The organism is Acinetobacter uliginosus (genome assembly GCF_044130295.1).
In the GTDB taxonomy this organism is placed as follows: domain Bacteria; phylum Pseudomonadota; class Gammaproteobacteria; order Pseudomonadales; family Moraxellaceae; genus Acinetobacter.
In genome coordinates, this window is the sequence record NZ_JBIQOC010000005.1 from 42216 (window position 1) to 64432 (window position 22217).

The 22217-nt window shown below is 40.6% G+C and carries 21 protein-coding genes; 10 read left to right on the forward strand and 11 right to left on the reverse strand.

The window, feature by feature from the left end; all coding sequences use genetic code 11:
- Positions 1-10: 10 nt before the first annotated feature.
- The 4 genes from ACE01T_RS02045 to rpiA form a co-directional block, all read right to left on the reverse strand.
- A complete protein-coding gene (locus tag ACE01T_RS02045) occupies positions 11-766 on the reverse strand; it encodes a DUF6776 family protein (protein ID WP_086196331.1) in 756 nt (251 codons plus the stop codon).
- A 78-nt stretch (positions 767-844) separates the two neighbouring features.
- Positions 845-1900 carry an N-acetyl-gamma-glutamyl-phosphate reductase gene (gene argC / locus ACE01T_RS02050; protein WP_180081603.1) on the reverse strand — a complete coding sequence of 352 codons (1056 nt, stop codon included), beginning with the start codon at positions 1898-1900 and terminating at the stop codon, positions 845-847.
- A gap of 701 nt (positions 1901-2601) precedes the next feature.
- Positions 2602-3282 (reverse strand): M48 family metallopeptidase, encoded by a 681-nt coding sequence (locus tag ACE01T_RS02055; protein ID WP_180043414.1) that lies wholly within the window; start codon positions 3280-3282, stop codon positions 2602-2604.
- 104 nt (positions 3283-3386) lie between these two features.
- The gene (gene rpiA, locus ACE01T_RS02060) at positions 3387-4058 is read right to left on the reverse strand and encodes a ribose-5-phosphate isomerase RpiA (RefSeq protein WP_166168347.1); all 672 of its coding nucleotides are present in this window, start codon (positions 4056-4058) and stop codon (positions 3387-3389) included.
- Positions 4059-4165: 107 nt separating this feature from the next.
- Here rpiA and ilvA point away from each other — a divergent pair, with 107 nt between their 5' ends.
- The 3 genes from ilvA to ACE01T_RS02075 all read left to right on the forward strand — a co-directional run bounded on the left by ilvA (position 4166) and on the right by ACE01T_RS02075 (position 7978).
- A complete protein-coding gene (gene ilvA, locus ACE01T_RS02065; RefSeq protein ID WP_180043412.1) occupies positions 4166-5704 on the forward strand; it encodes a threonine ammonia-lyase, biosynthetic in 1539 nt (512 codons plus the stop codon).
- 276 nt (positions 5705-5980) lie between these two features.
- Positions 5981-6634 carry a potassium channel family protein gene (locus ACE01T_RS02070; protein WP_395518640.1) on the forward strand — a complete coding sequence of 218 codons (654 nt, stop codon included), beginning with the start codon at positions 5981-5983 and terminating at the stop codon, positions 6632-6634.
- A 3-nt stretch (positions 6635-6637) separates the two neighbouring features.
- Positions 6638-7978, forward strand: a complete 1341-nt coding sequence (locus ACE01T_RS02075; RefSeq protein WP_180043410.1) for a TrkH family potassium uptake protein — start codon at positions 6638-6640, stop codon at positions 7976-7978.
- Positions 7979-8037: 59 nt separating this feature from the next.
- On the opposite strand, the gene ACE01T_RS02080 is transcribed toward ACE01T_RS02075, so the two are convergent.
- From ACE01T_RS02080 to ACE01T_RS02090, 3 genes are all read right to left on the reverse strand, one after another.
- Positions 8038-9192 carry a phospholipase A gene (locus ACE01T_RS02080; protein ID WP_180043319.1) on the reverse strand — a complete coding sequence of 385 codons (1155 nt, stop codon included), beginning with the start codon at positions 9190-9192 and terminating at the stop codon, positions 8038-8040.
- Between the two features lie 24 nt (positions 9193-9216).
- The gene (locus ACE01T_RS02085; RefSeq protein ID WP_180043321.1) at positions 9217-12156 is read right to left on the reverse strand and encodes an insulinase family protein; all 2940 of its coding nucleotides are present in this window, start codon (positions 12154-12156) and stop codon (positions 9217-9219) included.
- A gap of 368 nt (positions 12157-12524) precedes the next feature.
- Positions 12525-12974: a GNAT family N-acetyltransferase gene (locus ACE01T_RS02090; protein WP_086196340.1), complete on the reverse strand. Its 450-nt coding sequence runs from the start codon at positions 12972-12974 to the stop codon at positions 12525-12527.
- Between the two features lie 136 nt (positions 12975-13110).
- Here ACE01T_RS02090 and ACE01T_RS02095 point away from each other — a divergent pair, with 136 nt between their 5' ends.
- Genes ACE01T_RS02095 through ACE01T_RS02105 form a run of 3 tightly spaced genes read left to right on the forward strand, consistent with a single transcriptional unit; the run spans position 13111 to position 15076 of the window.
- The gene (locus ACE01T_RS02095) at positions 13111-14115 is read left to right on the forward strand and encodes an adenosine kinase (RefSeq protein WP_180043323.1); all 1005 of its coding nucleotides are present in this window, start codon (positions 13111-13113) and stop codon (positions 14113-14115) included.
- 14 nt (positions 14116-14129) lie between these two features.
- Positions 14130-14441 carry a Rieske (2Fe-2S) protein gene (locus ACE01T_RS02100; RefSeq protein ID WP_171521995.1) on the forward strand — a complete coding sequence of 104 codons (312 nt, stop codon included), beginning with the start codon at positions 14130-14132 and terminating at the stop codon, positions 14439-14441.
- 17 nt (positions 14442-14458) lie between these two features.
- Entirely contained in the window at positions 14459-15076 is a 618-nt protein-coding gene (locus ACE01T_RS02105; protein ID WP_180043325.1) for an OB-fold-containig protein, read from the forward strand.
- A gap of 108 nt (positions 15077-15184) precedes the next feature.
- Here ACE01T_RS02105 and ACE01T_RS02110 read toward each other — a convergent pair whose 3' ends face one another.
- The gene (locus tag ACE01T_RS02110) at positions 15185-15655 is read right to left on the reverse strand and encodes a DUF6231 family protein (protein ID WP_180043327.1); all 471 of its coding nucleotides are present in this window, start codon (positions 15653-15655) and stop codon (positions 15185-15187) included.
- A 34-nt stretch (positions 15656-15689) separates the two neighbouring features.
- Here ACE01T_RS02110 and ACE01T_RS02115 point away from each other — a divergent pair, with 34 nt between their 5' ends.
- Positions 15690-16562, forward strand: coding sequence for a DUF2797 domain-containing protein (locus ACE01T_RS02115; RefSeq protein ID WP_395518641.1), 873 nt, complete (start codon positions 15690-15692; stop codon positions 16560-16562).
- A 59-nt stretch (positions 16563-16621) separates the two neighbouring features.
- Here the strand turns inward: ACE01T_RS02115 and ACE01T_RS02120 are convergent, their stop codons facing one another.
- The 3 genes from ACE01T_RS02120 to ACE01T_RS02130 form a co-directional block, all read right to left on the reverse strand.
- Positions 16622-18490, reverse strand: a complete 1869-nt coding sequence (locus tag ACE01T_RS02120) for a SurA N-terminal domain-containing protein (protein WP_180043331.1) — start codon at positions 18488-18490, stop codon at positions 16622-16624.
- A gap of 132 nt (positions 18491-18622) precedes the next feature.
- Positions 18623-18895: an HU family DNA-binding protein gene (locus ACE01T_RS02125; RefSeq protein WP_004651791.1), complete on the reverse strand. Its 273-nt coding sequence runs from the start codon at positions 18893-18895 to the stop codon at positions 18623-18625.
- A gap of 158 nt (positions 18896-19053) precedes the next feature.
- On the reverse strand, positions 19054-19521 hold the full coding sequence (locus ACE01T_RS02130) for a phasin family protein (RefSeq protein ID WP_180043333.1): 468 nt from the start codon (positions 19519-19521) through the stop codon (positions 19054-19056).
- Between the two features lie 190 nt (positions 19522-19711).
- Between ACE01T_RS02130 and ACE01T_RS02135 the strand changes: the two genes are divergently transcribed.
- The 3 genes from ACE01T_RS02135 (at position 19712) to ACE01T_RS02145 (ending at position 22163) form a co-directional block, all read left to right on the forward strand.
- Positions 19712-20359: a hypothetical protein gene (locus ACE01T_RS02135; RefSeq protein ID WP_180043335.1), complete on the forward strand. Its 648-nt coding sequence runs from the start codon at positions 19712-19714 to the stop codon at positions 20357-20359.
- A 111-nt stretch (positions 20360-20470) separates the two neighbouring features.
- Positions 20471-20944 carry an Rrf2 family transcriptional regulator gene (locus ACE01T_RS02140; RefSeq protein ID WP_180043337.1) on the forward strand — a complete coding sequence of 158 codons (474 nt, stop codon included), beginning with the start codon at positions 20471-20473 and terminating at the stop codon, positions 20942-20944.
- Between the two features lies 1 nt (position 20945).
- Entirely contained in the window at positions 20946-22163 is a 1218-nt protein-coding gene (locus ACE01T_RS02145; protein WP_086196348.1) for an IscS subfamily cysteine desulfurase, read from the forward strand.
- Positions 22164-22217 lie beyond the last annotated feature (54 nt).

The window sequence follows — 22217 nt, forward strand, 5'->3', positions numbered from 1 at the left end:
TAATTCACATTTATTGTGCATTTGCTTCTGCTTGAGGAATTTCAGAAATAAATGCCGATTGACTCTCTATAGGTTTACCACGTCCCCAACTAAAGCGCTTAATTAACGGTGTACTTGTTGCTCCGGTTAAACGAACCTCAATGAATTGTGGTGTAAAGCCGTTAGGCATGGTCCAGCGTCCGGTTAAACGTTCATAATCTTCAAAGTTAAAGTTTTTGTCTTCCATAGGAACCACCAAAACTTCAGTACCCTGAATTAAACGCAACTCCACAGTTCCTGAAACACCCCGTCTATTCGGACTGATTTGAACCAGATCAAGTTGATATTCATAGGCATTTTCTGGTAAGGGTTTAATGCCGATATTTTGTATGGTCAGGCTTAAACCACCACGCTGACGCAACACTTCACGGTAAATTGCACTCAAACCTTCAGCCTGACTTTTATCTTCACGTGCCTGATTCAAAGCAGTAAACAAATCATTTGAATTACTGACCGCAACATCACGCTCCTGTACTGCCAGATTCAAATTTTTATTCAGCATTTCCAGGCTGGCTTTTTGCTTTTGCACTACTTCGACCAGCTGTTCGGCATCCGCCTCATAGCCAACCACAGTCAAACCTTGCCGATGCCCAACTGAATAGCCCAGCAAACCACTTCCCAGAACAAGAATGGCCGCACCAATTGCCAGCGGTAAATTACCCTTTAGAAAAGGTTTTTTACTGAGGAAATTCAGTTGTGACGGAGTATTTGAGTCAGAATTCGGCATCGTCATCTCTTATTTTGATTCATTCAAAACACACATTTAAATCCAAATCCAAATGTGTGTGAAGTCGAAAAACGTTTTTTATGGTAATAAGCCAATACCTGCAAGACCTGCATTCTCAGCAAAGCCAAACATCAGGTTCATATTTTGTACCGCCTGTCCTGCCGCACCTTTCACCAAATTGTCTTGTACAGAGAGCACAACCAGTTTTTTAGGCTGTGGTTTATACAAGGCAATTCGAAGCTGGTTGGCACCGCGTACCGAACGTGTTTCAGGTGAGCTGTTAGGTGGCATTACATCTACAAACTGTTCATTGGCATAGAATTGTTCATACAAGCTTTGCAAATCGGTAGCATCACCTGCATCAGTTAAGTCCACATACATGGTACTCAGCATACCGCGGATCATAGGAACTAAATGCGGTACAAATAAAATGTGATTAAATACATCTTTAAGACCGGAAATATTTTCCAATGCTTCCACAATTTCAGGATGATGACGATGACCTGCAACGCCATAAGCCTTAAAGTTATCGGCATTTTCAGAATAAATCATACCTAGGCTGGCTTTACGCCCTGCACCAGATACGCCGGATTTTGCATCAATAATAATACTTTCCGGTTTCACCAATGCTTCAGTTTGTTTAAATAATGGTGCCAAGCCTAACTGAACTGTAGTTGGATAACACCCAGGGTTACCCACTACATTGGCTTGTTTAATTTTGTCACGATTCAGTTCGGACAAACCGTAAACTGAATCTTTTAAAATATCTGGGCAGGCATGTTCAAGACCATACCATTTTTCAAATTGTTCCAAGTCTTGCAAACGGAAATCCGCCGCCAAGTCGATGACTTTAGTATTTGCTGCAACAAGTTCTGCTGCATGTTTCATTGCTACACCATGAGGGGTTGCAAAGAAAACCACATCGCATTTTTTCAGTTCATCAATGTTTAAATCTGAATATTCAAGATCGGTATGACCGCGCAAGCTTGGGAACATGTCATCGACACGGCGACCTTTTTCGGTACGTGATGTCAGTACATTAACCTGTACATTTGGGTGTCGTAGTAAAAGACGCAACAATTCAACGCCTGTATAACCTGTACCACCGACAATACCAACAGTAATCACGATCACTACCTCAAATCTAAAGTGTCCATTTCGTAACTGCGTAGTATGACAGGAAGTTTTGGTTTTCTAAACCATTTCTCAAAGGATTGATGTTTTTTTATAAATTTTGGATTAGCTCCTCAGTCCTGTTTCCAGTTTGTGAACTTAGCTCTTTCCAGCTTCGGCAACACAGGTAGACAGCAAATAAAAATCCCGGAAAAGCCAAGAATACAATCACATCTCTAATAGTAGATAGCCCAGTCACCCCAAGTATTACTCCTGTAGTCGCTAGAATTTTGAAACTGGTTCTTCCATACTCCAAAACAGTGCAATAACAAATAAAACGATCCAATAAAATGGGGTAGAGAATGCTCAGCATAAAAATTAAATAATAGAGGAATAATGCTGGAGTACACATACAAAATCAGCAAACTTAGCGCAAATTTATTCCAATTTAGTTTAAGCAAAATTCTAATTTTTATAGTTTATTTTAACTGAATTTACAGATATGCAATATTTAATTCGCTTAGGCTATTTTCCGAGTAAGAATGATAAAAATATTTAACTTCAATTTTATCTAAATGTTGAAATGAATTCTCAAAGACTCTTCTCTATTCCGCTATTCACAGCTCACAGCAGTTTAGAAATTCAAAATCATCTATTTAAAACAGTCTTAAAAATATGACCCGAGTAATGTTTAAGTGATGCTGTATATCAACCCAATTAGTTTAATTGCACCACCAATACAGCATTGGATTAGTTTTTAAAATTTTGCGATGCTGCTGATAATTGGCATCATGCTTTGCAACTTTCGCCCAAAATCTTGGACTATGATCAAAATGCTGGGTATGCGCCAACTCATGCACACAAACATAACGTACGATATTTTTAGGAAACAATACCAGAGCACTATTCAACATAATGTCATGTTTCGATGTACAACTTCCCCATCGTGTTTTAGGCTGCCGAATCGCACATTTGCCAAAACTCAAATTACTTTCTTGGCTCACACCCCCCAAATAAAGCGGAAGATGCTGCTTTGCATAGGCGATTACAAACGCTTTTAAATATTGTTCAGGCTGACGATCACTGATCAAAAGTTTTAAATTTTCATCATCAAAAATAAAACCATGCTTTTGGCTTTGATAAATGATCTGTAAAGGCTGATCTAAATTAAACAGCTGTAATTCATTCGGTAAAGTTTTGTCTATTTGAACAATTTTTTCTTGCTGTTTCTGCCAAGTTTGAATGAGCCATTGCTCAGACTGATCTATAAAATTTTGAATTTGTCGTTTGCTGCAAAGTACCGGCGCAGTTAAACGGATCTGAGTCGGTTCAACACGTAAGCGTAAATTCTTCGCTCGCGAATGACGGACAATCTGGATTTCAGGTAGGTCGTTTAGGGTCATTTTGTTCTTTTAAAATCTCCCCAACCCCCCTCTTTTACAAAGAGGGGCTTTAAAGTTTCCCTTTAAGAAATGGAGATTTAGAGGGATTTTTCTAGAAAGTTTAATTAAACCGCAGTACGCTCTTCAATACCGTTGTCTGTTGCAACTACAGCAATATCCGCTTTATTCAAAGCAAAAATACCATTACACACCACACCCGGAATGTTGTTAATGGTTTTTTCAAGTTCCAACGCATTTAAGATATTCAAATTATGCACATCTAAAATCACATTGCCGTTATCTGTCACTACACCTTCACGATAAACCGGATCGCCACCCAAGCTTACAATTTTACGTGCTACCGCAGAACGCGCCATTGGAATAACTTCTACAGGCAGCGGGAAATCACGACCCAATTGCTCTACCCATTTCGAATCATCCACGATACAGACAAATTTCTTTGCAATCGATGCCACGATTTTTTCACGAGTCAATGCAGCACCGCCGCCTTTGATCATATGCATATGACGGTCAATTTCGTCCGCGCCATCGACATAAGCATCCAAGCCGCCTACAGAGTTCATATCGACCACTTCAATACCTAATTTTTTAAGGCGCTGTGCTGTTGCTTCAGAGCTGGCAACCGCAGCTTCCAGTTGCAATTCTGGCAATAATTCAATGAGGAAGTTCACAGTACTTCCTGTACCTACACCCAAAATCCCGCCTTTAGGCAAGTGCTTTAAAGCAGCTTTTGCGGCAGCTTGTTTCTTTTCATCTTGGGTAGCATACAGACTCATAACTTGGCTCAACTATTTTTTGACATTTGTTGCTGATTTAACAGCCCAAATGTACGGGGGTTTGTTACAATAAAGACCTATTTTAAACTGTTAGATGGAAAATTAACATGCTGTCTCGTTTGGTTCGACAAATATTACAAGCAACGGTGTATGACGTTGCAATCGAAACTCCACTCGAAGCAGCGCCACGAATTAGTGAAAAGCTAAACAACAACATTCGCTTTAAACGCGAAGATTTACAACCTGTCTTTTCCTTTAAACTACGCGGTGCCTATAACCGTATTAGTCAATTACCGAAATCTCAGTTGGAACGTGGCGTTATTACGGCTTCAGCAGGTAACCATGCACAAGGTGTGGCCCTATCTGGTAAAAAACTGGGAATTCGCGCCATTATTGTCATGCCGAAAACCACGCCTGACATTAAAGTTCAGGCAGTAAAACGTTTGGGTGGAGAGGTAGTCTTGCATGGCGATTCTTTCGATGTTGCCAACAAATATGCCATTCAACGTGCTACCGAAGATGGTATGACCTTTATTCCGCCTTATGATGATGAACTGGTGATGGCCGGTCAAGGTACTATTGCCAATGAAATTTTACGTCAATGGCGTGATGTGGAATATGTATTTGTTGCTGTTGGCGGTGGCGGTTTAATTGCCGGTGTTGCCGCTTACCTTGGCGATGTTGCACCGCATGTCAAAGTCATTCCGGTGGAATATGATGAATCTGCATGTTTAAAAGCGGCTTTTGAAGCCAATGAACGTGTAATTCTACCCTCTGTAGGCTTATTTGCTGACGGTACTGCGGTTGCACAAATTGGTGAAAAACCGTTTGATGTGATTCGCCTGCAAAAATCAGACAACTCGGGTTCAATTGTTGAACCGGATGTTGTACTGGTGAACACAGACGAGATCTGTGCAGCAATTAAAGATACCTATGACGAATGTCGCAGCATTGTAGAACCTTCCGGTGCCATGGCACTTGCCGGGATCAAGAAATATGTGGCAGAACATGGTCTGGAAAATAAAAATATGGTGTCGATTGTTTGTGGTGCCAACATGAACTTCGACCGTCTGCGCTATATTGCCGAACGTACAGAGCTCGGTGAACGGAAAGAAGCCATTTTTGCCGTGACCATTCCAGAAGAAAAAGGTTCATTCCTGAATTTCTGCCGTGCCCTGCAAGGCCGTAATATTACGGAATTCAACTACCGTGCCAGCTCTTCTAGTGCTGCTCAAGTATTTGTCGGCATTAGCTTGAAAGGTGGCGAAAAAGAACGTCACGACATTTATGACACCTTGACGACGCAATATGATGTTGATGATTTGTCTGATGATGAAGTTGCAAAACTGCATATTCGTTATTTGGTCGGTGGTCACGCAGACATTGAAAATGAACGTCTGTTCCGTGTCGAGTTCCCGGAACGTCCAGGTGCATTACTGACTTTCCTGGAACGTTTAGGACCTACCCACAACATTACCCTGTTCCACTACCGCAACCACGGCGCGGCGGAAGGTCGTGTACTGGTTGGCTTAGAAGCAAGCGACGCGAAACAAAATCCAGATGGTTTAATTGAAACATTGGAAAATATCACTTATCCATATGCTGAAATTACCAACAATTTGGGTTATCAACGATTCTTGAAATAATTTTTTAGCATGACTTGAAATAGCCTGTATGAATACAGGCTATTTTTTTGCATTTAACTCTCGTTATTAAAAAAATAGTTAGACAAATCACATCAATCAAAAGCTGCACATGGGCTGTTTTATAATCTTGAGCTAATCATTCCCTGTTTAGAATTCAGTTGAATGACGTTATTCAATACTTAAGCTAAAGTTTAACACGCAAACTCTAAAATTTAGTGGCATCATAGTCGTTGAAATATGATGTAAAAATTGAAAACGAATTAGGATTAAAAACACATGGCACAGTTTGCAGTGATTGGTTTGGGTAGTTTTGGTGCAACCGTCGCAACCAAATTAGCCATGTTAAACCATGATGTGATTGGTATAGACAGCAATAAAAAATATGTAGAAACCTTTTCTGATCAGCTGACTCATGCAGTCATTGCCGATGCCACAGATGAACATGTACTCAAAGAACTGAATATTCAAAACTGTGAAGCCGTGGTGGTGGCTATTGGCGAAGATATAGAAGCCAGCATCTTATGTGTTTTGCATCTAAAAAATATGGGGATTAAAAAAATTTGGGCTAAGGCCAAATCACAAGCCCATCACATGATTTTGACCCATCTTGGCGTGAATAAAATCATTCATCCTGAAGAAGATATGGGTAACCGGGTTGCCCAGTCATTAAGCTACCCGATGGTCAGTCGTTATATGGGTTTAGAAGACAATCATTTCATCGTTAAAATTGAAATTAAAAAGAGTCAGCAGGGCGAACGTTTTCATCAGCTTATGAGTCATGTTCCTGAAATTAAAACGATTCTGCACAAACGCGGCAAAGAGGTTTCATATAACATTGATCCTAATTTAATTATGCAAGAAGGTGATATCTTAGTCGTGGAAGGCGAAATTGAACCATTAAGAAAACTGTCTGCCCGGTGGTTTAAATAAAATATGAATCAAGCGCAAAACAAAAATCCCAATACGGTCAATCTAAGCCCACCCAGTTTACTGGCACTGGGTTTCTTGAGCTTTATCGTTGTCGGAACTTTATTGCTCAAACTCCCGATTTCACATCATGGTGAATTAAGCTGGCTCAATGCCCTGTTTACTTCAACGTCTGCCGTGACCATTACCGGGCTGTCTGTAGTCAATGTCGGAGACGCCTATACCACCTTTGGCAAGGTCGTCATTATGCTGTTATTGCAAAGCGGCGGCCTGGGTTTTATGACCTTTGCCATACTGGCTGCACTGAGCCTTTCTTCCAATATCAGGCTCAAACAGCAAATGATGGCGCAGGAAACCATTGGTCAAACCAGCCTGGCTAAAGTGTCATTCACCATTAAAGGGGTGCTGTTATATTCCCTGTTTTTTGAAGCGATTGGCACATTGATTTTAACTATTGCCTGGATGCCAGAATACGATTTTTCCCGCGCCTTTTTTTACGCGGCTTTTTATAGTGTTTCGGCTTTTAATAACGGCGGTTTTTCCCTATTTCCCAATAGTTTGATGAGTTTTGCAGACCATTACTTTATTACTTTTACCATTAGTATGCTCTATATTATTGGTGGAATTGGCTTTGTCGTGCTGATGGATATCCAGCGCACTCGTCGCTGGAAAAAATTAAGTGCCAATAGCAAATTAATACTCTCTACCATTGCAGGTTTAAACCTGTTTGCCTTTATCGTAATTTGGGCACTGGAAGCCAACAATCCCCTAACCCTGGCGAATATGAGCCTGGGTGATCAAGCCCTAAATGCCTGGTTCCATGCCACAGTTCCGCGCTCATCCGGTTTTAACAGCCTGGAGATGGCAAACATGACCGATGCTTCCACCTTAGTCACCATGATCCTGATGTTTATTGGTGGCGGTTCACTCAGTACGGCTGGCGGTATCAAGGTGGGTACTTTTATTATTGTGGTCTTAAGTGTGATCACTTTTTTACGACGCTCGGAAGAATTAACCGTATTCAATCACTCAGTTTCTAAAACCACCTCATTTAAAGCCTTAGCCGTGGTTTCCATTACCGCCATACTGATATTTTTAGGATTATTTACGCTTCTTATTCTGGAGCCCAGCAAAAACTTCCTGGATTTACTCTTCGAAGCAGTTTCTGCCACCTGTACGGTAGGATTATCACGTGGCATTACCAGTGAATTACAGCCTGCAAGTCTGTTTGCATTAATCTTACTGATGTTTGCGGGTCGTTTGGGGCCACTGACTCTGGCCTACCTGATTGCCACTCCGAAAAAAAGCCGTTTAAAACATCCACCGGCAGATATTCAAATTGGTTAAACCCGATTCAATAAAAAACCACTCATACAGAGTGGTTTTTTATCATTCATGGATAAATTTTAATACCAATTCATTAAGGATACACCTAAACCGACATAAGTGGCCCGATGGTTATAATCAATCAGGCTTTCACCATAGCCATCAAACAATTGAAAATGACCACGCAATTTACCGCTAATCGGGAATGCCCAATCAAACTGCATAGCCCCATGCGCATCATCGCCACCTTTTAGCGAGTGACGCAGCATCAGGGAAAATTCATGATCATTCTTGCGGTAGAATGCAGTTAAATCACCACGACCAATATAGTTTTTAATATCCGGGTTGTTATCATCTTTTGCATCTTCTTCAATGCGATACCAAGGACGTAGCATCAATGCAAAGTTGTCGCGTTCTAAACCGACATTAAAAATAATACGGTTCCAACTACGCGATAAAGGATCGGCACGGCCATTGGACTGATGGTTAAAGGTCACGCCTAGTAAACGTGCATTTAAGCCCAAAATTTCATAATTGGTCCGAAATACCAGACTGGCTTCAGGTTCATAGTTGGTTTCACGAAAAGGACGCGAGGCATCTGCATTATAAACCTGCCAGTGTGATGACTGGGTATAACCCAGCCAGATATCTCCATTATCACCAAACAGGTTTTCAACTGCTTTGGTTTTTAAAGACAACTGGAATTTCGCTTCCATCGATTTCAGGTTTTGCTCATCACCCACCTGTACCGTGTTATTTTCATTCGGACTGAAAGGACGTTCGTTTTTATCCGAAGTCCAGAATCCTGGAAGCAGATAAACCGGTTGGTGCGCACGAATATTCCAGGTTCCAAGTTTACTTTCAGAAGACAGCTCCCAACGCTTGTCCAGCAAAGACGTATTGGGATCAATTTTTGGCCCCTCAACTGCAAAGACATTACTCATCCCATGACTGATTTTTTCTTTGATCGTTTCTGGCTCAGTCGGTGCAGGTGCAATTTGATTGGCTGCCTGACGTTCAGACACCAGTGCCGTTTTTTCTGTTTCAGGCACCTTGAACAAAGTGTCATAACAGGCCAGACGATCCGCATTGGACTCTAATGCCACGCATGCTTCCGGACTTGCGGGTGTAATGAGAGATTCTGGTTTTTGTGCATGAATACTCGCCGCATACAAAGAACTGAGCATGATCATGCTCAGTTGCAATGTAGTGCGTTCAAGCGTTTTGAACGCCATAGGGTTTTACCTCAAATGATATCTTTAGTTCACTTGCTTAATATCAAAACCAAGTTCAAGCAGCGCTTCACGCTTAGCTACGGGTGCAACCACAGCCTTCACCGGTTTTTGCTGAACCAAATATTGTTCTGCAACCCGTTTTAAATCATCAAGAGTTACAGCAAGTAAACGTGCACGTAATTGCTTGCGCACTGCAGGTGTACGTGCATGCAATAATGCATAGCAGGCAGTAATGGCTTCCCCGGCAGGAGAACCCGGTTTATCCATGCTTGCAATTAAGCCCAAGATTGCTTCTTCAAGTTGATGCGGTTTGTGTTCACTATTCAGCAACCAGTTAATACTGGCATCAAAATCTTTAAAAGTTTCTGCCAAACGTGGATCACGATAGCTATAAAAACGGAACGAACAGGCATTACCATCGTAGCTTGCTCCACCGCCGTACGCCCCGCCTTTTTCACGAATCGCACTGTGCAAGAAGCCATTACGCAAATAAGCAGCCAATACCATGAGAGGTGCAGCATCTGGATGAGAAACCTCTACTGCAGCATAAGCAGCAGCACAGAATTGAACATTGGCTTGAATCAGCCAGGCTTCGTCATGATTGCTATTTTCTGTGATGATTTGAGTTAATTCTACCGGAGTTTTATCAACAGCTAACTTGTCCCAAACGTCTTGCACTTCTTCAATCAAACGATCGGACTGATGTTCTTCACACACCAACAAGAATTGTTTTGGTGCCTGTAAAAGTAAACGATGAATGGCTTTTAATTCTGCAATTAATGCATCATAAGCAGCTTCATCGCTTTCAATTTTACTTACCAAATCACCTAACCAGTTCAGCGCACCCAGACCGGTATTTTGATAGTCACGTTGTGCTAAAGCACTGTGGTTACGTCCGGCAATTTGCATGGCATAACTATGACCCGAACCGGAAATACGTGAATTCCAACGGGTTTTACGCTGTTGCAATAATTCAATAATACGGTCTTTTTCATCAAAACGTAGTTGTTCAAATGCCAGTTTCAACAGGCGGATAGCTTCAAAATTATTCACCAGCGATTTGGTAGTCAACGTAAGCCATGCGCTAATCTTGTTTTTATCATCATATTTTGAACGTAGAGATGCCCCCATCCCCACGCCACCACTCACTGCAGTTTGCAGTTGTTGCAGTTCCAGATAGTCGTATTCACCCGCACCGACTTCACCCAGCAAAATTGAAAGTAAATTGAAATATGGCGACTGAACCACCTGATCTGGAATTTTTACCAACACCTGTTGATAGTAAATGCCATTGGTTCCGGCATGATACAGATTCAAAGGCGTGTCTAAATTATTGCTGATAATTTCACGCAATTGACCTTGTACGATGTGCAAGTCCGCAGGAACGTCTTCCAGACCGACTTTCGGTAATAGGTTCAAATCATCCGGCGTATCCTGACGGACTTTTAATGCTTCGGTTTGCTTGAGAATTTCTGCTTTTTGCTCATCCGTCAGTTGGGCACCAATTTCAGCCAGACGCGCTTTTTCCGCTTCAGCTTCTCTTGCCGACTTGGTTGCATCCGGCAGCAAAGTCATCTGTACACGATGCGGATTATCCAGCAGATATTCTTTAATCAGGTTGGACAACCACATTGGGTCTTTAAGTTCTTTTTTGACCTGTTCAATCGCCGTGTCTACATCCCAGACCTGAATCGGATCGCTGTGATGAATGACGCTGCTTAAACCGTTTAAAATCAGGCTTAAACCGTAAGGCATGCCATCGCCATTGATTTCACGCTGATGTAATTCGATTTGATGCAAAATCGCATCCACCATTTCGGCATCAACCGGTTTCGAAGCAACTTCTTCAAGAACCTTAAACACACCGTCTTTAAATTCCTGGGCATGTTCAGGATTTGAACCCTGTACGCCACAAAAGAAGGTCATTTCAAAGTTGGAATCATCCACACCCATAATTGGACCGGTAGACTGGGCATAACCACAGGTTTCCAGATAATGACGTAATGGCGAAGCTGAATCTTCCAGCAAAATACCTTCAACCAGACGCATCCCCAAGCGTAATTTAATATCACTGGCTTGCGGCAACAGCCATGAAATCACGTGATAGGTTTTATCCTTCAGGTCTTCTGCATCTACAGCATAACTTTCTGTGACTTCAAGCGGTGCAGTTAAACGGGTTTCGGGTGTTGAATGTAAGGTTTGACCTTTTTCAAATTTAGACAAGGCTAAAGTTTCAAATTGTTCCTGCAAGTAATAAGCCGATTCATTGCCAAAAGTCATAAATACCGCATTACTTGGATGGTAATGTGACTTATAGAAATCAACCAACTCAGGGTAAGTTAAATCCGGAATATTTTTAGGATCGCCACCGGAATTGTAATGATAGGTAGTATGCGGGAATAAATGATGCGCCAATTGATGATAAAGCTGATCTGAAGGAGAACTCATTGCCCCTTTCATTTCATTAAAGACCACGCCTTTATAAACCGGTTCGCCATTTTCCAGCTCAATGCGAATACCTTCCTGAGCAAAATCAAGTTCGTTTAAATTGGCAGCAAAAGCAGCATCCAGATACACTTCCAGCAGGTTCTGGAAGTCTTTTTTATTTTGCGTGGCAAAAGGATAGGCGGTCCAGTCTGCTGAAGTAAACGCATTCATAAAGGTATTGAGCGAACGACGAATCATCAGAAAGAATGGGTCACGGACCGGAAATTTTTCCGAACCACAAAGCGCAGTATGTTCTAAAATATGCGCCTCACCTTTTGAATCCATGGGCTGGGTACGAAACGCAACAAGAAAGACATTTTCATCCAGATCACTGGCCAGATGATAATGTATAGCACCAGTGGCTTTATGCTTATATTCAGACACCCGAATATCTAGGGCTTCAACATGGTGTTGACGTATCAACTGAAACGCAGGATGAACAGTTTGAGAAATGGTTTCAGTGACATCTACAGTCATGTGATCTCCAACATTTAAATATTTATAAGATGGTTTTGATTATACCTGAATATTGCACTATTTGGATTTGTACAGTTACCAAATTCCAAGCATTTTGGTCCATTTTAAATCACGGAATATTTCAATCAGATTTCGGAATTTTTTAATGTAACTTTATCAAAAGTGAATTCAAGATGAGGGTCAGACAGGTATTCAAAAAATAGTGGAAAACAAAGCGATGAATGCAATAAATAAGGGATTGTGTTGAAATAATTTTTAATTATCAATTTAGACTGATATCTGAATAATGAATAGCATTTAAAAAATAACTTCATTATGACACCATCAAACCTACACGGACTTAACGGTGTCACAAGTGAAAATAAAAACTAGATCAAATATTTGAAATAACTATAGTTAGGATGATTTTCTACAAACACATAGTTTTGCTTTTGATAGAAATGCGCTGCATTTTTAGTATCTGTATTCAGGCACAATGCTGAAAAGTTGGCACGTGCCTCTTTTTCCAGCTGTTGTAACAGTTGCTTGCCCACACCATGCTTGCGGTATTTCGGTAATACATAAAAACGACGCACCCGCCCAATACGCGCATCAATTTCATTTTCATTCCACTGCTGGTTTAAACCGCCACAAGCCACAAGCTTGTCATCATCATAGCCCAACAGCAGAAATTCACCCGGTTGATCAAACCGGTTCTTGCCACTTTCGAACTCTTCAATCAATCGATCAACAAACTGAAATCCTTCTTTCTGTGCCTGCTTGGCTAATTCCTTGATTTGTTCAGGTAATTGCTCAGCTTTATCAATCGTGATATTCATCTAACCTTCCTTATTCTGTCCTATATAGTATTTTGAACGAATAAATTGACTCTATATTGAATTTTATTCATCAATCTACAGCAATCATGAGCATTGGTGTAAACTTAGCGTTTTAATTTAAATGTGAATGAAAGACATGACAACTGTTGATCTTTTTGCAATTGGTAATGCATTAATCGACCAAGAATTTAAAGTCTCTGACGATTTCCTGATTCAACAAAATTTGCAAAAAGGCACTATGCAGTTGACTGATGGTGAAACGCAAGCAAATTTATATAATAATTTAAAAGAAACGCAAGTATACAAAGGTCAAGCATCAGGTGGATCTGCTGCAAATACCACCGTTGCATTTAGTGCTTTAGGCAGCACAGCCTTTTATGCTTGCCGCGTGGGTAACGACGAACTTGGTCAGATTTACCTGAAAGGCTTAAATGATGCCGGCATTCAAACTGCAGAACAATCCGTCAGTGAAGGTGTGACCGGAACATGTATGGTTCTGGTGAGTCCGGATTCTGAACGTACCATGCAAACTTACCTTGGTATTACCGCTGAACTGAGTGAAGCACAAATCAATTTTGAACCCTTAAAAACTGCAAAATGGCTGTATATTGAAGGCTATTTATCCACTAGCGACACTGCAAGACAAGCGGTTAAACAAGCCCGTGAAATTGCAAAAGCACATGGGGTAAAAATTGCTTTGACCCTTTCTGATCCAGCAATGGTGCAATATGCACGTCAAGGGCTGGATGAACTTTTGGATGATGGTGTCGATTTATTGCTTTGTAATTATCATGAAGCTTTAATGTATACGGAAACTGATTCAATTGAAGCAGCTTTGGCTAAATTGCAATTAAAAAGCAAATACACTGTCATTACATTATCAGCTGAAGGTGCTTTGATTTCCGATTCTGAGCAAATCCTGAAAGTTCCCGGCCGCAAGGTAACCGCGGTAGATGCCAATGGCGCCGGTGATGCCTTTGCAGGTGCGTTTCTGTATGCACTCAATGCAGGTTTAAACCTTAAAGTGGCTGCTGAATTATCAATCTTGATTTCAAGTGAAGTGGTTTCACAATTTGGACCACGCCTGAGTGTAGAAAGTTATGCAGAATTATTAAATAACTTCCACAAGGAATGTGCATAATGATTAAAATTGCCATGATGGAAGAGATTCCTGAACGTGAAGCACGTTCATACGAAACGCCAAATGGTGACACGATTTTCATTACCCAGCGTGATGGTTCATTCTATGCCTATCAGAATCTCTGCCCTCACTTACAGGTCGAACTGGAATTTCTGGAAAACCAGTTTTTAGACCGTGATCAGGAATATATTGAATGCTCCACTCATGGAGCCCTGTTTCTGGTTGAAACCGGTGAATGTATTTCTGGTCCCTGCTTAGGGCAATCACTTGAAAAAGTAAAGATTAATGTGCATTCTGATGGTGGAATTTACCTGAAAGAAGAATAAAACTTATGGAATTTGCCATGCTAGAGTTTCTACAAAACTATAACTTAATCCCGTTTCATTTAAGTTTACTGGCTTTAATTTTACTCAGCATGGCAGAAACCATTGGCTATTACTTTAATATTCGTCCGACTGAGTTTCTAAAAACCCTTTATCCAAAGAAACTTACCGACTCCCCTCTACTCAATGTCAAATTCTCCAAAACACTGATTGTGGTGTTTTTACTGATGAACTTCAGTTTCGCAGGCTATTTTCTGCAACTTTGTGTATTTGCACAGCAGAAGGCATTCTTGCCTACTTATTATCTGATGATCCCGGCACTGATCATTGCGGTGTTTTTCACTGTATTTATGATTCATTGTCTTGACCAGGTCATCAAGCCAACGCTTACTAAACAACAGGTCAGTCTGCTGGGACGTTTGGCGACCATTTCCAGTGGCAATGCACGTCCGGGATTTTCCGCACAAGCACGGGTACGAGACAGTTTTGGTCAATTACATTATGTCCAGGTCGAGCCTGAATTTGGCGAACTGGAATTCCAATCGCAGATTATTTTAATCCGTCTAAAGAAGTCCCACTATATTGCTAAAAAAATTTCCAAATCCAATAATTTATTTAACATGGAAAATTCACAATAATCTTGGCTTACCCTAGCGTCAAATTGGACATTAAATCATTAGAATTCGCTCATAGCGACTAACTCTCTCCTCCTGCTGTTAAGATTTGCAAGAATCAAAGTCCATACATTACCAGCGAAATTTATTCCAGTTTTCAGGATTTGCCCAGAATTTGGAGTTAAACCAGTCAGGCACATGCTTATACGTTAAAATATTGAATTGCCACAATGCAAAATCACTGTCATGACGGGTTTTATCAATGAGCTGGGTAAAGCCCAAAGCGCGCAATAATTTTTCATCTTGCAACCGGCTCACCACAACAATTCGTTTTGCCATCAGGTCTCGCAATCTCACTAACAGCTGAGACTTCTGCACATCAGAAAGTACCGCCAGCTCTTGTGAATCCATCACTACAAAACCCAGATCATATCGCCGGGTAAAAGGCAGATTTAAAAACTCAGTTACGTTAAAATAGTGCCATTGAATTGATTGATTATTGTCGTATTGCGCAAGATTTTGACCAATACATAATGCAGTTTGGATAGGCTGTTCGTTGGATAAATCGTCTAGCATTGAAGTGATGACATTTTGTTCAGCCATAACTGCATCCTTATTATTGAAGAGAGTATTTTGTATGGAACTACAAGGCATTTGCCATAAAATGCATGCAGGTCTTAAGGACCTTAGTGTAACTGATCAACATACACACAAGGCAAATGTTGAATATAAATTTATTCTAGATCGTTCAGAAGTTGATCTACCATTCAATTTAGGCCAAGAAATTGAGATTGAATGGACCGGTAATATCTATTGTGTATCTTGTTGTAGCAAAACCAGCAAATCCTTTTCGCAGGGTCATTGCTTTAAATGTTTCAAAACCAAAGCGTCTTGTGACATGTGTATTATGAAACCGGAAACCTGTCATTATCACCTCGGGACTTGCCGTGAAGACAGCTTTGCCAAAGAGGTCTGTTTCCAGCCCCATATTGTTTATCTGGCCAATTCAAGCGCATTAAAAGTCGGCATTACCCGTCTTGGACAAATGCCAACACGCTGGCTGGATCAGGGGGCAACACAGGCATTACCCATTATGAAAGTGGGTTCGCGCCGTCTCTCAGGCCAACTGGAAATTATGTTTGGAACACAGGTGGCGGACAAAACCGATTGGCGTAAACTGCTAAAAGGCGAAGCTGAACCGCTCAATTTAATTGAGGTACGTGAACAGCTACTGGAAGAATTTGCACCGAAAATTCAGACCATTCGTGATGAATTTAATCAGAACCTCGAGTTCAATGAAACGATTGAAGTCATGGAAGATGAGCTGCCACGCGAGTTTGTCTATCCAGTCGAGCAATATCCTGAAAAAATCAAGTCGCACAATCTGGATAAAACACCGATTATTCGTGGCAAATTACTGGGCATTAAAGGACAATATCTAATCTTGGATACCGGTGTCATTAATATCCGCAAATATTCAGGCTATGAACTAAAAATCCGTGCTGAATAACTTTAAATTCAGCCATAAAAAAACCTGCGTTCATGCAGGTTTTTTTATTTCACTTAAGATTACTTAATCTTCGCATGTGATTTTAGATATTGCGTGTAATCATCCAGTTCCTGCTGACCGCGAAGCTGCTGATACAGCTTGGACAATTCACCCAATTGTCCATTGGTTAATGCATTCGAAGTAGCCTTATTCACATTTGACACAGCCACTACCACCAATTCATTAGGCAATGCAGCTGTGGTGACCGACCACATTCCTGCTTTCGGTGTAGGAACACTGAATGCCGCACGTTCAATCTCACGTTTTAGACCTTGTGAACGCGTAAATACACCGGCACTTTCAAAAGCAATCTGACTTTGTGCCAAAGCGCTAGCAGCCGGTTGCGATTTAAAGTTATTCAATGCTGTCTGGATTTTCGCTTTAGCTGCATCAACTGCTTTTTGTTCAATCAGTTTGGCTTTTACACGTGGCGTTGCTTCAGCCAAAGTCTGTACTCCAGCTGCATGATAGTTACGCACTTTCACCCAAACGGTATTACCATTTGCCATTTGAATGCTGCTAGAAGCATTGCGATCACCATTTTTCACATCATCATTAAACAGCTTAACTTTGACATTGGCATCACTCAGTACAGGATGCTGTGTAGAGAGGGTCATACCTTTCACAGATTGAACTGTCACACCCTTAACTTCCTGAGCCACCACATCCAGCGCATCGCTACCTACAACCAACTCATTCAGGCTATTTACAGCATCTGAAAATGAATTCGCAGTTTTGTTCTTTTGCAACTCTGCTAACAGGCGTGGTTTTTCAGTTTCAAATGAAGGTAACTTCAAAGCGGCTGCTTCTGTTTCAATTAAATGATAACCATACTGGGTTTTAACCGGTGCTGAAACTTGGGCTGGTTTTAAAGAAGCAACAGTTAGATCGAATGCATCACCAAACACACCTTTGGCATAAGCTTCTACCACACCACCCTTGGTCTTCGATTCAGTATCATCTGAATACTGTGCCGCCGCTTGGGCAAAAGACATACCTGCTTTAATTTTCGCAGCGACTTCAGTGGCCAATTTTTTCGCTTCAGCATCTGAACGGGTATCTACGGTAATTAAAATATGTTTTACCAATGGCTGAGCATTTTTCTTTTGTGCATCAACAAATGCACTATAAGCTTGCTGCAATTCAGCATCTGTCACTTGAGTATTCGCTGGTGCAACATTGGCTGGTGTGAGCACAACATAATCAACGTCCACACTGGCTACCTGCTTAAATGCATTTTGATGCTTGTTGTAGTAAGCAGCAATATCTTGAGGTGTGACTTTGATATTTTTCTTGTATTCATCCAGTTTAATGCTGGCAAGATGCAAGGTGCGTTGTTCAGTTTGCAAATTGGCAATTTGTTGAATATCAAGCTTGCTCACCAATGCATAATCCATAAATGTTGACGTCACCATTTTTAAGGCATGGTCTTTACGCAAGTTTGCAATCAGAGCCTGACTGGTCATACCCACTGAACGTAAATAATTTGAATATAAGGCTTCAGAAAACTTACCGCTTTCCTGAAAGCTCGGTTGCTGGGCAATCATTTGTTCAATTTGTGCATCACTCAAAGAAATACCCAACTCTTCCGCTTGTTGTAATAATAAGGTACGAGCAACCAGACTCTCCATCGCCTTATTTTCGATAAAAGATTGATTCAGTAAAGTTTCGTCGCCATTGGCATAAGCCAGGTATTGTTCTTTAAATGTTTTGCTCAGCGATTCTAATTCTTTTTTAGAAATTTCTTGGCCATTGACCAATTTTGCCGTGTCTTCAGATTTTCCACCGCTAAAATATCCTTCAATACCTACAAGTGCTAAAGGGGTCAAAAACAAAATGAGCAAAGCTTTGCCCAACCAACCTTTAATAACTTTACGAAAAGATTCCATAAGTATTCCAATATTTTATTTGTGGGCGATTTTACCCGAAAACCTGCTTTGAATGAATGCGTTCAGACTGTAAATCGGCATTATTAATAAAAAACGCGCCATATAGGGCGCGTTGATAGGCTTTCAAAAAGATTAAGCTACAGAATCTTTTAAACCTTTACCTGCTTTAAAGCTTGGTACTTTGCTTGCTTTAATTTCTAAAGCTGCACCAGTTTGCGGGTTACGACCTGTACGTGCCGCACGTTCTTTAACGTTAAATGTACCAAAACCAACAAGTGTAACAGTATCACCAGATTTAAGTGCTTCAGTAATTGAAGCAATAGTTGCATCTAAGGCTTTACCTGCATCAGTCTTAGACAATCCCCCTTTCTCTGCAATTGCATCGATTAATTCTGATTTATTCATGAAGATTACGTCCTCTTAATATCGTTTATTTAAGGTCTAAGGATTCCATAACACCTTTATATCAATGCTTTGGGGCAAAACGCAATACTCTGAATAGGCTTTTCTAGAAAATAATTGCGAAAAAAATTGTTGAAAAATGCAGAAAAAGCCAAAAAGTTTCATTTTTTTAATATTTGTGCCTTGAGTATTTTATTTTCTTCAATAAGACAATCGACCTTATTATGTAATTGTAATATGAGACTTTCTAAATGTTGAATATCTTTTACCGTGACCAAACCAATTCTGTTTAAAGAATGGTTAACACTATGGTCGAGCAATTTTTCAACCTTATCTTTGGTATCATTGACCGATTCTTTGGCTTTTTCCGAGACTTTTTCTACGGTTTGATCGGCAATTTCAGTGGTCTTAGATTCCAGCTCCTCCCCCACCTTGACTAAAGAGTCAAAGAGTTTGTTTCCTTCCTCTTCTGCACGTGAAAAAGCACCCAAACCCGCAAGCCATATTTGTTGAGTATATTTACGAAAATCCAGACCCGACTTACGGCCTGAACGTAATTTATTCTTTGTTTTATCAGGATTTTCATTTTTTAGTTGATCAATCTCTTGATCTGTTTTTGATTTATGCATACCTGCCATCTCCTAGCCTACTTTCTATACAACTTAAATATAATTACTCAAAAAATACAGCTATAATAGCAAATTAAATACTTGATCGATTTGCTAAACTGTTCTACAAAGCAAGATTAATATATTTGTTATAAGTCCTGAAATACATTTTCGAGCATGGGATGCTCCTTTCAGGTAAGGATTAAGTTTTATGAGTGAATCGCAACAAGGTCAGAATCAACCGCATTTGTTGCTCACAATGACCATGATTGTCTTAGAAACAATCTTTACCTTCATCTTAAAACATGATCGGGTCGTTGGCTTGCAGGCTAAAAAATTTATAGACCAAAAAATCACCATTAAAATTAACAGCTATTTGCCTTATTTCGATTTTTATGTTGTTTTCACTGAACAAGGCATACTCTTTGACAGCAAAGCTCCCGAGAAAGTAGTCGATCTGGATATCCGCACTACCCTCATGGATTTAATTAAAGTATTTGTCTTTGCCAATCGCCGCAGTATAAAAAAAATGCGTATTGATGGTGACAGCACCTTAAAAGATGAGTTTCGAGATTTAAGCTTGCTGTTCAGCTTTCCAAAAGTTTTATCCGACTGGAAACAGTGGCTCAGCCAACCCGCTGATGGACAGGAAGTTATTTCTTCCAAAAAGCGTATTGCTCCCCTATTAGAAAAAATTGACCAGCAACGTTCAAAGATCAATACCTTAGAGGTAGAAGTCAAACAATATAAGAATCGCATTCGACGTATGCAACAAAAACAAAAAAGAGTGAATGTCACTTTTAGTCTAATTATCGTGCTATTAGTAGCGTTATTAGTATATAATTACTGGATTGTTTAAACATATAATTTTCCTATAAAACAAAATAATTTAAAGACCAATAAAAAACTTGACTATTTTAGTCAGGATTCATAAAATCAACTCATCTAGTCTTAATATGTGTATCGAATCATGCGTCTTACTACTCGCGGTCGTTACGCAGTGACTGCTCTACTTGATTTAGCTTTGCAGCCAACTGAACAAACGATTACGCTTGCTGAAATTGCAGCTCGTCAAAGTATTTCTGTTGCTTATCTTGAGCAGTTATTTGCGAAATTAAAGCGCCACGGCTTAGTTTCTAGTGTTCGTGGGGCCAACGGTGGTTATCACCTGGCTCGTAGCGCTGAAGAAATCACAGTATTAGAAATTATTGAAGCTGTAAACGAAGCAGTTGATGCAACACGTTGTGATCATAAAGGTAACTGCCAGAATGGTGCAATGTGCTTGACTCATGATTTATGGCAAGAACTCTCCCACCACATTGCCGATTATTTAGCAAAAATCAGCCTTGCTGACCTGGTCGCACGAGACAACGTTCAAACCGTTTCCATTCGCCAAAATACAGCATCATTTGATTCAGCCCTTTTATCGGTTACAGGTATTTGACATGAAACGTCCGATTTATCTTGATTATGCAGCAACCACTCCTGTAGACCCTCAAGTTGCAGAACGCATGATGGAGTGCTTAACTTTCGACGGTACTTTCGGTAATGCTGCATCTCGTTCTCATGCTTACGGTTGGCAGGCTGAAGAAAAAGTAGAATATGCACGTGAACAAGTTGCGAACTTGGTCAAAGCAGATCCACGCGAGATTGTTTGGACTTCAGGTGCCACAGAATCTGATAACCTGGCACTCAAAGGTGTGGCTCAGTTTTACGCGTCTAAAGGCAAACACATCATCACCAGTAAAATTGAACACAAAGCAATTTTAGATACTTGCCGTGAATTAGAAGAAGAAGGTTTTGAAATCACCTATCTTGAGCCACAACCACAAACAGGTTTAATTACGCCTGAGATGGTTGAAGCAGCTATTCGTCCAGATACCATTCTTGTTTCCCTGATGATGGTCAACAACGAAATTGGTACCATCACTGACATTGCAGCTATCGGTGAAATTACCCGTGCCAAGAAAATTTTCTTCCACGTTGATGCGGCTCAAGCTGCAGGTAAAGTAGAGATTGATCTTTCAACTTTAAAAGTTGATTTAATGAGTTTCTCTGCTCACAAAATTTATGGCCCTAAAGGTATCGGTGCGTTATTCGTTCGTCGGTCACCACGTGTACGCCTTAAAGCGCAAATGCATGGTGGCGGTCATGAACGAGGTATGCGCTCAGGTACACTTGCAACCCACCAAATCGTAGGTATGGGTGAAGCATTTGAACTTGCAGGCAAAAATCTGGAAGCTGAACAAGCCCGTTTACGTATCCTCCGTGATAAATTATGGAACGGTTTACAAGGTCTGGAACAAGTATTCTTAAACGGTCATCCTACTTACAACGTTGCAAACTATCTGAATGTCAGCTTTAACTTTGTTGAAGGCGAATCATTGATGATGGCATTGAAAGATGCAGCTGTATCTTCTGGTTCAGCATGTACTTCTGCAACACTTGAGCCATCTTACGTACTTCGTGCGCTCGGTCTTTCTGACGAACTTGCTCACAGTTCAATCCGTTTCAGCTTCGGTAAATATACCACTGAAGAGGATATCGATCACGTTCTTGAAATCACTAAAGCTGCTGTTGAGAAATTACGTGAACTTTCTCCGCTTTGGGATATGTATAAAGAAGGTATCGACCTTTCCACTGTTGAATGGGCTGAACACTGATTCATGACATGGAGATAGCTTTAAAATTTAAAGCTATCTCATTGATAAACGTAA

What these genes read in the sequence shown, in the direction of transcription:
- ACE01T_RS02045 (WP_086196331.1), bottom strand. Translation starts at nt 766, where the DNA reads ATGCCGAATTCTGACTCAAATACTCCGTCACAACTGAATTTCCTCAGT.
- ACE01T_RS02055 (WP_180043414.1), bottom strand. Translation starts at nt 3,282, where the DNA reads ATGACCCTAAACGACCTACCTGAAATCCAGATTGTCCGTCATTCGCGA.
- rpiA (WP_166168347.1), bottom strand. Translation starts at nt 4,058, where the DNA reads ATGAGTCTGTATGCTACCCAAGATGAAAAGAAACAAGCTGCCGCAAAA.
- ilvA (WP_180043412.1), top strand. Translation starts at nt 4,166, where the DNA reads ATGCTGTCTCGTTTGGTTCGACAAATATTACAAGCAACGGTGTATGAC.
- ACE01T_RS02070 (WP_395518640.1), top strand. Translation starts at nt 5,981, where the DNA reads ATGGCACAGTTTGCAGTGATTGGTTTGGGTAGTTTTGGTGCAACCGTC.
- ACE01T_RS02075 (WP_180043410.1), top strand. Translation starts at nt 6,638, where the DNA reads ATGAATCAAGCGCAAAACAAAAATCCCAATACGGTCAATCTAAGCCCA.
- ACE01T_RS02080 (WP_180043319.1), bottom strand. Translation starts at nt 9,192, where the DNA reads ATGGCGTTCAAAACGCTTGAACGCACTACATTGCAACTGAGCATGATC.
- ACE01T_RS02085 (WP_180043321.1), bottom strand. Translation starts at nt 12,156, where the DNA reads ATGACTGTAGATGTCACTGAAACCATTTCTCAAACTGTTCATCCTGCG.
- ACE01T_RS02090 (WP_086196340.1), bottom strand. Translation starts at nt 12,974, where the DNA reads ATGAATATCACGATTGATAAAGCTGAGCAATTACCTGAACAAATCAAG.
- ACE01T_RS02095 (WP_180043323.1), top strand. Translation starts at nt 13,111, where the DNA reads ATGACAACTGTTGATCTTTTTGCAATTGGTAATGCATTAATCGACCAA.
- ACE01T_RS02100 (WP_171521995.1), top strand. Translation starts at nt 14,130, where the DNA reads ATGATGGAAGAGATTCCTGAACGTGAAGCACGTTCATACGAAACGCCA.
- ACE01T_RS02105 (WP_180043325.1), top strand. Translation starts at nt 14,459, where the DNA reads ATGCTAGAGTTTCTACAAAACTATAACTTAATCCCGTTTCATTTAAGT.
- ACE01T_RS02110 (WP_180043327.1), bottom strand. Translation starts at nt 15,655, where the DNA reads ATGGCTGAACAAAATGTCATCACTTCAATGCTAGACGATTTATCCAAC.
- ACE01T_RS02115 (WP_395518641.1), top strand. Translation starts at nt 15,690, where the DNA reads ATGGAACTACAAGGCATTTGCCATAAAATGCATGCAGGTCTTAAGGAC.
- ACE01T_RS02120 (WP_180043331.1), bottom strand. Translation starts at nt 18,490, where the DNA reads ATGGAATCTTTTCGTAAAGTTATTAAAGGTTGGTTGGGCAAAGCTTTG.
- ACE01T_RS02125 (WP_004651791.1), bottom strand. Translation starts at nt 18,895, where the DNA reads ATGAATAAATCAGAATTAATCGATGCAATTGCAGAGAAAGGGGGATTG.
- ACE01T_RS02130 (WP_180043333.1), bottom strand. Translation starts at nt 19,521, where the DNA reads ATGCATAAATCAAAAACAGATCAAGAGATTGATCAACTAAAAAATGAA.
- ACE01T_RS02135 (WP_180043335.1), top strand. Translation starts at nt 19,712, where the DNA reads ATGAGTGAATCGCAACAAGGTCAGAATCAACCGCATTTGTTGCTCACA.
- ACE01T_RS02140 (WP_180043337.1), top strand. Translation starts at nt 20,471, where the DNA reads ATGCGTCTTACTACTCGCGGTCGTTACGCAGTGACTGCTCTACTTGAT.
- ACE01T_RS02145 (WP_086196348.1), top strand. Translation starts at nt 20,946, where the DNA reads ATGAAACGTCCGATTTATCTTGATTATGCAGCAACCACTCCTGTAGAC.